The sequence below is a fragment of the Novosphingobium sp. B 225 genome, from assembly GCF_002198665.1.
GTDB lineage: Bacteria > Pseudomonadota > Alphaproteobacteria > Sphingomonadales > Sphingomonadaceae > Novosphingobium.
The window spans coordinates 1-8,906 of record NZ_MWLM01000008.1; the positions used below are offsets into that span (position 1 = coordinate 1).

Annotated in this window: 9 protein-coding genes and 2 pseudogenes; 4 read left to right on the forward strand and 7 right to left on the reverse strand. The window is 66.3% G+C overall.

Translation table 11 applies throughout. The annotated features are described in order from the left end of the window. Positions 1-244, forward strand: a pseudogene (locus tag MNBBLIKP_RS01205) (4-hydroxybenzoate octaprenyltransferase); the annotation flags it as partial. Positions 245-256: 12 nt separating this feature from the next. Then, positions 257-880, forward strand: coding sequence for an SOS response-associated peptidase (locus MNBBLIKP_RS01210; protein WP_088306700.1), 624 nt, complete (start codon positions 257-259; stop codon positions 878-880). Here the strand turns inward: MNBBLIKP_RS01210 and MNBBLIKP_RS01215 are convergent. Together MNBBLIKP_RS01215 and MNBBLIKP_RS01220 are read right to left on the reverse strand one after the other, a co-directional pair. Further along, entirely contained in the window at positions 877-1,701 is an 825-nt protein-coding gene (locus tag MNBBLIKP_RS01215) for an arylamine N-acetyltransferase family protein (protein ID WP_088306701.1), read from the reverse strand. The two genes, MNBBLIKP_RS01210 and MNBBLIKP_RS01215, sit on opposite strands and share 4 nt — an antisense overlap. Next, the gene (locus MNBBLIKP_RS01220; protein WP_088306702.1) at positions 1,694-2,068 is read right to left on the reverse strand and encodes a VOC family protein; all 375 of its coding nucleotides are present in this window, start codon (positions 2,066-2,068) and stop codon (positions 1,694-1,696) included. The genes MNBBLIKP_RS01215 and MNBBLIKP_RS01220 overlap by 8 nt, the downstream gene beginning before the upstream one ends. Positions 2,069-2,177: 109 nt before the next feature. Between MNBBLIKP_RS01220 and soxR the strand changes: the two genes are divergently transcribed. Both soxR and MNBBLIKP_RS01230 read left to right on the forward strand, forming a co-directional pair. Next, a complete protein-coding gene (gene soxR, locus MNBBLIKP_RS01225; RefSeq protein WP_088306703.1) occupies positions 2,178-2,618 on the forward strand; it encodes a redox-sensitive transcriptional activator SoxR in 441 nt (146 codons plus the stop codon). 5 nt (positions 2,619-2,623) lie between these two features. Continuing rightward, positions 2,624-3,025: a VOC family protein gene (locus tag MNBBLIKP_RS01230; RefSeq protein WP_088306704.1), complete on the forward strand. Its 402-nt coding sequence runs from the start codon at positions 2,624-2,626 to the stop codon at positions 3,023-3,025. A gap of 13 nt (positions 3,026-3,038) precedes the next feature. Here MNBBLIKP_RS01230 and MNBBLIKP_RS01235 read toward each other — a convergent pair whose 3' ends face one another. The 5 genes and pseudogenes from MNBBLIKP_RS01235 to MNBBLIKP_RS18205 form a co-directional block, all read right to left on the reverse strand. Then, on the reverse strand, positions 3,039-6,467 hold the full coding sequence (locus MNBBLIKP_RS01235; RefSeq protein ID WP_088306705.1) for a chromosome segregation SMC family protein: 3,429 nt from the start codon (positions 6,465-6,467) through the stop codon (positions 3,039-3,041). 32 nt (positions 6,468-6,499) lie between these two features. Then, on the reverse strand, positions 6,500-7,261 hold the full coding sequence (locus tag MNBBLIKP_RS01240) for a thioredoxin domain-containing protein (protein WP_088306706.1): 762 nt from the start codon (positions 7,259-7,261) through the stop codon (positions 6,500-6,502). Positions 7,262-7,365: 104 nt separating this feature from the next. Then, a complete protein-coding gene (locus tag MNBBLIKP_RS01245) occupies positions 7,366-8,091 on the reverse strand; it encodes a thioredoxin domain-containing protein (RefSeq protein ID WP_176399602.1) in 726 nt (241 codons plus the stop codon). A gap of 4 nt (positions 8,092-8,095) precedes the next feature. After that, complete coding sequence (locus MNBBLIKP_RS01250) at positions 8,096-8,776, reverse strand: DsbA family protein (RefSeq protein ID WP_088306708.1); 681 nt, start codon at positions 8,774-8,776, stop codon at positions 8,096-8,098. After that, positions 8,773-8,906: pseudogene (locus tag MNBBLIKP_RS18205) on the reverse strand (DUF721 domain-containing protein); the annotation flags it as partial. The gene MNBBLIKP_RS01250 and the pseudogene MNBBLIKP_RS18205, both read right to left, overlap by 4 nt.

Below are 8,906 nucleotides of genomic sequence, written 5' to 3' on the forward strand. Positions count from 1 at the left end.
GCGGGTGCGGGGCGGAGTGGCGCTGTTCTATGCGGGAGCTGCGGCGTGCTGGGCACTGGCGTTCTGGCTGCTGCGCCCGGACTGGCTGGTGCTGCTTGCCCTGCTGCCGGCGGCTGCGCACCTTGGCTGGCAAGCGCTGACGCTGCAGCCCGACGATGCCGACAATGCGCTCGCCCGGTTCCGTTCCAACCGCATGCTCGGTCTGCTGCTGGCGCTCGCCTGCTGGGTGGTGGGCAATGCCTGAGGTCTGGGCCTGATGTGCAACCTTTACCGCATGACCAAAGGCACGGCAGAAGTGGCCAGGCTGTTCGATGTAACGGCGGACAGCCGCGCCAACTTCGCTGCCGAAGTCTATCCCGGTTACCCCGGCCTGGTGGTGGAAGGCGGCATGGCGCGGGCGATGAACTGGGGATTTCCGCTGGTCCTGACCGGCAGGCAGGGGCAAAAGCTGAAGCCCAAGCCCGTGACCAACGCCCGCGATGACAAGCTCCATAGCGCATTCTGGAGGGACAGCTTCACGGCGCGGCGTTGCCTGATCCCGGTCAGCCAATGGGCTGAACCCGAAGGGCCGGGCGGGCGGATGACCCGCACCTGGTACAACCTGCCGGGGGTAGAGCTGATGGCCATCGCCGGATTGTGGCGGCCCACGGCGGAGTGGGGCCACTGCTACACCATGGTGATGGTGGACAGCTCCCCGCAGATGGCCGAGGTGCATGACCGGATGCCCGTGCTGTTGCGGCCCGAAGACCGGGCGCAGTGGGTGGAGGGCAGCCCCGAACAGGCCTTCGCGCTGTGCCGGACCTGGCCGGGGGACTTGGCGGTAGAGCGGACGGCGGACCGCTGGGCGGGAGGCAGCGCTGCACAAGCGGCGCTGCTCTAACCGAACAGCAAGGTGTGCCGTGCGCAGATCCGGTCCCAGCGCTCCGCGATCCGGGACTCGTCCAGACCAAAGGTGTCCTGCAGCAGGTCCAGCAGCTCGGCAGCACTCTCCAGCACGCGCTGCGTGCTGCCCTCTGCTCCAGTGCGGGTAAAGACCCGCCCGCGCAGCATCAGATGCTCCCCATCGCGGCGCTGCTGGACCACCAGGTTCTGGACGAAGACCGATTCCGGATCACTGCCTTGCCAGGTGCAAAGCGCTGCCAGCCGGGCCTCATCGGCGGGTTCGTCAAGGAAGTCATAGCTCAGCGGATTGGGACCCTGCTGCACGTCAAGCCGCCAGTATTGGTCGGCGGTGCGGGTCAGCTGGCCGCCGATCGGGCCTTGCTTCCAGCTTGCTTCGGTCAGCGGCAGCGGTTCGAGCTGGCTTGCGCCAAAACCCGCATCGCACAGCCAGTCCTGCCCCTCGGCCTGGACCTTGAGGCAGAGGTGCGAACCCATCGTGAACGGCCCCCGCAACTCGCGCATTACCCCGCCGGACAGCCGGGTCACGGTAAAGCCCAACGCGCCCAGCGCCCGGCCAAGCAGGCCGTTCTGCTCGTAACACCACCCCCCGCGCCGCCGCTCCACCAGCTTGGTAAAGGTCGCGGCGGGATCGAGTGTGGGCGGCTGGTCAAGCTGGACATCAAGGTTCTCAAACGGGATCGCCAGCCCATGCGCGCGGTGCAGTGCCGCCAGGGTCACCGCATCCACTTGCAACGGGCCGTCATAGCCGATCCGCGCCAGATAGGCATCCAGTTGTGCGGGGGAGAGGGGTTCAGACATAGCTCACCAGTTCGAACTCGATCCCGTCCCAGTCAAAGAAATAGAACCGCCGCCCGGGATCGTAATCCATATGATTGAATGGCTCCAGCCCCGCCGCGATCACGACTGCTTCGGCCGCGTCGAGATCGTCCACCACCAGCCCAAGATGGTTGAGCGGCGCGCCTTTGACAAAGCGCTCTGTCACGGGCGCGCCGGTGGTGTAGATCGCCAGATAGTCGCGTTCGCTGCCGACGTGGATCGTCCATCCGCCCAGCTGCGACGGCCCACGCCAGCGTTCGTGCCAGCCGCACAATTGCCGCAACAAGGCTGACGATCGCTCTGGATCGCTGACAGTGATATTGGCATGTTCAAGATAGCCCTGCGGCATCGAATGGTTCCCTTTCAGCTCTTTGGCATCCGTCGGCGCTACGGAACTTTACGGGGATGCAACCTCAAGCTAACTTGAGGTCAAGGATTTTCTTGCATGGGTGCGCACAATGAACCGGAATGACCTGCTGCCGATCGGCGAACTGGCGCGGCGCACCGGCCTCGCCGTCTCGGCGATCCGGTTTTACGAGGACAAGGGCCTGATCCAGGCCTTCCGCACCATGGGCAACCAGCGTCGCTTCTTGCGCAGCGACACCCGCCGCCTTAGCTTCATCCTGATCGCGCAGAAACTGGGTCTGGGCCTGGCCGAGATTGAGGCCGAGCTGTCCAAGCTCCCGCACGGACGTACCCCGACCCAGGCCGACTGGCAGAAGATCAGCCGTTCGATGCGCGCGGCAATCGACGAGAAGATCCGCCTGCTGACCCTGACCCGCACCAAGCTGGACGAATGCATCGGCTGCGGCTGCCTCAGCCTGCAGCGCTGCCAGCTCTACAACAAGGGAGACAGGGCTGGGACGGCTGGACCGGGGCCACGGTTTGTGCTGGATTAGGCCAGATGAAACAAGCACTCGCGCACATTGCCCTGGTCGTCCGTGACTACGATGAGGCCATTGCCTTTTATTGCGGAGTGTTAGGGTTTGAGCTGATCGCCGATGAGTACCAGGCTGAGCAAGACAAACGCTGGGTGCTTGTCCGTCCGCCCGGCGCGGGCGATCAGGCAACCACAATCCTTTTGGCGCGTGCGACAAGCGCATTGCAGGCCGAATTCATCGGCAACCAATGCGGCGGCCGGGTATTTCTGTTCCTGCAGACGGATGATTTCACGCGAGATTATGCCGCCTATCTGGCCGCCGGCGTGCAGTTTGTGCGCGAACCCAAAATGGCAAACTATGGTCAGGTTGCCGTCTTTGAGGATATTTATGGCAACCGCTGGGATCTGGTGGAATTTGCGCGCTGATTGCTGACGCCGGTTACTCCGCTGCCAACAGCTCCTCTGCCCCTTCCAGATCCACGCTGACCAGGCGCGAGATGCCGCGTTCGACCATGGTTACGCCGAACAGGCGGTGCATCCGGCTCATCGTTACGGCGTTGTGGGTGACGATCAGGTAACGGGTCTGGGTTTCGCCAACCATCGCGTCAAGCAGGTCGCAGAAGCGTTCGATGTTGGCATCGTCCAATGGCGCGTCGACTTCGTCGAGCACGCAGATCGGGGCGGGATTGGTGAGGAACAGTGCGAAGATCAGCGCGACTGCGGTCAGCGCCTGTTCGCCGCCCGACAGCAGCGTCAGTGATTGCAGCCGCTTGCCCGGCGGCTGGGCATAGATTTCGAGACCCGCTTCCAGTGGATCGTCGCTGTCCACCAGGGCCAGATGCGCCTGCCCGCCTTCGAACAGGCGGGTGAACAGGCGGCGAAAATGCTGATCGACTGCTTCAAACGCGGCGCGCAGGCGTTCGCGGCCTTCGCGGTTGAGATTGCCGATCGAGCCGCGCAGGCGGTGGACCGCTTCGGTCAGTTCGGCCTGTTCGGCCAGCGACGCGCCGTGCTTTTCCTCGGCAGTCGCGAGTTCCTCGGCGGCGACGAGGTTGACGGGGCCAATCCGTTCGCGGTCCGCCACCAGCTTGTCATGCTCGGCGCTTTCCTGCGGCGCGGGGCCGACCTCGGCTGCGGCGAATTCGAAGCGTTCGGGCAGCAGCGGCGGCGGGCATTGAAAGCGTTCGCCAGAAATCCCGGCCATTTCGGCGCGGCGGCTTTCCTCGTTCTCGGCGCGGGCGCTGGCTCCGGCGCGCAGTTCACGGGCAGAGGCAAGCGCTTCGTTGGCATGGTTGAACTGCGCATCTGCAGTCCGTGCCGCTTCACCTGCCGTGCTGACCCGGGCTTCTGCAGCGGCGAGCTCGCTGGCAACGCGGCTGCGCACTTCTTCGCCTGCCTCGATCTCGCGGATCAGGCTGGCAGGCTTGGCGGCTACAACGGCGCGTTCTTCGGCGATTTCCTCGAAGCGGCGGGTCATCTGGGCCAGGCGGCTGGCGGCATCGCCTGCGCGGGCCTGCCATGATTTGATGTCACCGCGCTGGCTGCCCAGCCGTTCGCGCGCCACAGCCAGCCCCTGATCGTGCGCGGCGAGCGCGGCGGTGGCGCTTTGCAAGCCCTGCCGCGCGGTATCATGCCGGGCCTGCGCGGCGGCGAGCTGGGCGCGGCCGCTGGCCATATCGGGCAGGGCGGCACGCTTCGCTTCGGCGGTTTGGCGCTCGCCCTCGGCCAGTTTGCGCTGTTCAGCCAGATCGCTGGCGGCAGCCGCCAGTTCGGTGCGACGCTGTTCGAGCCGGGCCTTGGCCGCTTCAGCCTGATCGACGGCGCGCAGGGCCTGGCGCTCTGCCTCGCTGGCCTGGGTGACAGTGCGTTCGGCCTGGATCACGCCGGTCTGCAATTCTGACAATTCGGCCACGACCGCCGCCTGCGCCGCCTCTGCCGCCGCAGCTGCCGCGCGCAAGGGCGGGAGTTCGCCTTCGAGCGCGGCAAAGCGGTTTTCCGCCTCCAGCCGGGCGGCTTCAGCCGCGCCTCCGCCGCGCGAGACAAAACCGTCCCAGCGGCGGATCCGGCCTGCCTTTGTCACCAGCCATTCGCCGGGGCCAAGCGCCCGGCCATCGTCACCATCAGCCACGTGAACCAGCGCCAGCCGCGCGGCCAGTTCCGCCGGGCACTGGGTAACATGCGCCGCAAGGGTTTCAGCAACGGCCTTGGGCGCATTGGCTCCGGTCCAGAACCGTCCGTCCTCGTCGGCCGGGGCAGGCCCCAGCGGAGCCTTGGCGTCGCGGCCAAGCACAGCGGCGAGAGCGCGTTCATAGCCTGGCGCGGCGCGCACTGCATCGAGCGCCACAGGCAGGCCATGCCTGGCGCTTGCCTGTTTCGCGCGGGCTTCACGGTCGCGCAGCAAGGCGCCGTGTTCGCGTTCCACCCCGGCGAGCTCGGCCCGGGCCGAGGCGAGCGCGGACCCGGCGCTGTCGCGCGCGGCCTGCAGTTCGCTCTTGCGCGCCTGCTGTGCTTCCAGCGCAGCGCGGGCATCGACCAGGGTCTGGGCGGCCGCATCGCGGGCATGCTCGGCGGCGGTCAGGGCCGCATCCGGATCGCCCTCACGAGTCAGGCTTTCGCGCAGATCTTCCTGTCGGCGCAGTTCGTTATCGAGCCGGGCCAGGCGTTGCTGCGCGGCGGAGAGTTCAGCATCGGCGACGCGCCATTCGGCTTCGACCCCGGCCTGGTCGGCAGTGGCCTTGGCATGGGCCAGTTCAGCGGCGCGCAGGTTGCGGTCAGCATCATCGAGCGCTGCGGCAACCACGGGGCGGCGGCGTTCGTCAGCGGTCAGCGCTTCCTCACCCGCGGCCAGATCGCGTTCCAGCTTGCCCAGCGCTTCGGCAGCGTCACGGGTCAGGCGGTCGGCATCGCCGCGGTCTTCTTCAAGCCGTTGCTGTTGACGATCCAGGTCCGCCAGCCGCTGTTCGGCGGCTTCAAGCTGGCTGGTCAGCTGGGCCATGCGGTGGCCATGTGCCGTGGCATCATCGCGCCGGTCGGCCAGTTCATCGCGGGCCTGGGCCAGCGTTTGGGCGGACTGGTGCTGGGCGTCCTGCGCGGCTTTCATCGCCGCCTGGGTTTCGGCCACGCGGGCCTCTGCAGAGCGCGCTTCGGCCCGTGCCGCTTCCGCTGCCGCCGCCGCATCACGCCAGCGGGCGAAGACCAACCGGGCTTCGGCCACCTTGATCCGGTCGGACAGCGACTTGTAGCGTTCCGCCGCGCGCGCCTGCCGCCGGAGCGAGCCGATCTGCTGATCGAGCTGGCTCATCAGGTCTTCCAGCCGGGCGAGGTTGGTCTCGGTCGCGCGCAGTTTCTGTTCGGCGTCCTTGCGCCGCACGTGCAGGCCCGCGATCCCCGCCGCTTCCTCCAGCATCATCCGGCGCTCAGCCGGTTTGGCGGCGATTACCGCGGCGATCTTGCCCTGGCTGACCAGCGCCGGGCTATGCGCGCCGGTGGCGGCATCGGCAAAGACCAGCGCGACGTCCTTGGCCCGCACATCGCGGCCATTGACGCGGTAGGCGCTGCCCGCGCCGCGTTCGATCCGGCGGACAACTTCCAGCTCGGTGCGATCATCGCCGGTTTCGGCGTGAAGCACGACTTCTGCAAAATCGCGCGGTGGGCGCTGGGCGGTGCCGGCGAAGATCACGTCTTCCATGCCGCCGCCGCGCATCGACTTGGGACTGCTTTCGCCCATCACCCAGCGGATCGCTTCAAGTAGGTTCGACTTGCCGCAGCCGTTGGGGCCGACCACCCCGGTCAGCCCCGGTTCGATGCGCAGTTCGGCAGGCTCGACGAAGCTTTTGAAGCCCGACAGCTTGAGCCGCTTGATGCGCATCGAAAGGGTCCGTTCGCCCTGTCAGCCCCGGATCAGCGCGAGCCGAGCCGTTCGAGTTCGGCCTTCATCAGCTCCCAGGTGTTCAAGTCCACTTTCTTGCCGTTGACATAGAACGTGGGCGTGCCTTCCACCTGATAGTCCTTGAGGATCGTGTCGGTGGCCTTGACCAGTTTTTCCGCCTTGGCGGTGTCGGCCAGGCAGGCCTTGCCCTGATCGGCGGACACTCCGCGCGCGGCGAAGAACTGGTCCATCCCGGCCAGCTGCGCCAGCGCGCCGAACTTCTGATCGGCCGGCAGCGCGCCCACGGCCTGCATCTTGGCATCCCCGGCGTTCTTGAGGTTGTCGAACATGGTGGTCTGCCAGGCCCAGAACTGTTCGGCCAGCGGCACTACGGCTTCGGGGGCGCTGCAAGTGGTGAGCAGGGCAGCCGGAATATCCAGCGCATTGTTCATTACCAGCCGCAATTCATAGCTGACCCGGCCCGAATTGACGAACTTGTCGCGCATTTCGGCGCTGCTCTTTTCCGAATATTCGGCGCAGTGCGAACACGAAAGCGCACCGAATTCCAGCACCTTGATCGGGGCCTGCGGGTTGCCGATCTGGTAGCCGCCTTCAGGGGTGGTCGCGGTTACTTCGGCCCAGGACTTGCCAGCCGGAGCGGCGATATTGGCGATCGGGGCGCCAGACAGCGATCCGGTGCCGGCATCTTCACCCTTGGAACAGGCAGCAAGGCCCAGCGCAAGCGGGGCAAGGGCGGCAGTAAAGACCAGGCGGCGCAGAGTTGAGGGAAGCATCGAATCAGAATTCCTCGTCGAAATGAGCGGCGCAGGCTAGCCCAGCGGCTCGGGGGTTGTAAGGGCGCGCATTGGCTGCGCTAACAGGCTTCTCCACAGGTGAATCAGGTGAATCCGCCCAGCAGGGCCTGCAACCGTGGTCGCAGGCCCGGCCAGGTGTTTTCGGGGGTCTGCGCACCGTTTAGCAGGAAAGTGGGCGTGCCCGTCACGTTCAGCCGTTCCATAGCCTCGTCGGTGTGATGTTGCAGGCGATCGGCCTCCGCCTCGTCGGCCAGGCACTGATCCAGCTGCTGGCGCGACAGGCCGCTGGGCTTCATGAAATCATAGAGCGCCAGATCCTCGGCCATGGCATGCAGGCGGTTGAGCCGGTCCGGATCGGACCAGCGCAGCGCCTGGGCGCGGGTGGGATTGCGCAGCCACTTGTCCTGCTGGCCCAGCAAGGCTGAATTGTGCGCAAAGAACCGCGCGGGCGGGCCGCAACTGGCGAGCAGCGAGGCGGCCAGGTCCAGCTCGTTGCGCAGGAACGGCCGCACTTCGAAACTGGCCGTGCCGGGGCGGATGAAATCGCGCACCAGTTCTTCCCCGCCCTGCATTTCAAAGATGCCGCAATGCGGGCAAGAATAGCTGACGAACTCCACCAAGCGGATTGGTGCGTTGGGATTGCCCAGGATGTGGTGGCCTTCCGGGGTAACGGTGACCTTGCGGTCCCATTGCACCTGAGCCGCGACAGCCGGCGGTCGGGCAGGCGCCTTGGGACGGGGCTTGGCCGCTCCGCTCAGCGCAAGTGCCGAGGCCAGCAGCAGAACGCTTGCAGCAAAGCGCCGCTGCACGCGCTTACATCCGCGCGGCAAGCTGCGCTTCAAGCAGCTGCCAGTCGTTGGTGCCCATCAGGATCTGGTCCCCGATGGCAAAAGTTGGCGTGTGATCGACCCCGGCGTTGACCGCGGCATCGGTGCCTTTGGCCATGCGATCGGCCAGACCCTCATCGGCCAGGCACTTGTCGATCATGGTGCGGCTATAACCGCGCGTGGCCATCATTTCGTAGAAGTGAAAATCCGCCGCGATCGCGCGGGCGCGTTGCAGCCTGGAGCCGGTGGACCAGCGCTGGCGCTGCGCCGGGCTGGCAGTGACCATCGGGACGATCCATTTCGACTGGCTGCGCAGGAACATCGAATGGTTGATCGGAAACTTGTCCTTCGGCCCGCAATAGGCCAGCAGCGCCACCGTTGCGTCGACCGGATCGCGCAGCAGCGGCCGGACTTCGAGGCTGAGCTTGCCGCTGCGGATATAGTTCAGCCGCAGCGGGGCTTCGGATTCGATCTGGAATTCGCTGCAATGCGGGCAGGTATAGCTGACATATTCGATCAGCTTGACCTTGGCCGCCGGGTTGCCGAACAGGTGCCCGGGCCAGGGTGTGCGGGCCACCACCGTATTCCAGTTCTGCGCCGGAGCAGCGGCAGCCAGCGAAAGGATCGCGGCGCCCACCACGGCCAGCAGTTTCAACGGGGACTTCACTGTGCGTCGCCTCCTTCATTGACGCCAAGATTGCGGGCCAGCGATTCGAGCACCGCACGCAGCTCCGGATCGCCGATATCGCGCAGACTCTCGCCCAATTCCAGCGGGATCGGGCGCAGGCTGGGCGGGG

Bases quoted from the DNA above. Each gene is read 5' to 3' on its own strand.
- MNBBLIKP_RS01210 (WP_088306700.1), top strand. From the start codon at position 257: ATGTGCAACCTTTACCGCATGACCAAAGGCACGGCAGAAGTGGCCAGG.
- MNBBLIKP_RS01215 (WP_088306701.1), bottom strand. From the start codon at position 1,701: ATGTCTGAACCCCTCTCCCCCGCACAACTGGATGCCTATCTGGCGCGG.
- MNBBLIKP_RS01220 (WP_088306702.1), bottom strand. From the start codon at position 2,068: ATGCCGCAGGGCTATCTTGAACATGCCAATATCACTGTCAGCGATCCA.
- soxR (WP_088306703.1), top strand. From the start codon at position 2,178: ATGAACCGGAATGACCTGCTGCCGATCGGCGAACTGGCGCGGCGCACC.
- MNBBLIKP_RS01230 (WP_088306704.1), top strand. From the start codon at position 2,624: ATGAAACAAGCACTCGCGCACATTGCCCTGGTCGTCCGTGACTACGAT.
- MNBBLIKP_RS01235 (WP_088306705.1), bottom strand. From the start codon at position 6,467: ATGCGCATCAAGCGGCTCAAGCTGTCGGGCTTCAAAAGCTTCGTCGAG.
- MNBBLIKP_RS01240 (WP_088306706.1), bottom strand. From the start codon at position 7,261: ATGCTTCCCTCAACTCTGCGCCGCCTGGTCTTTACTGCCGCCCTTGCC.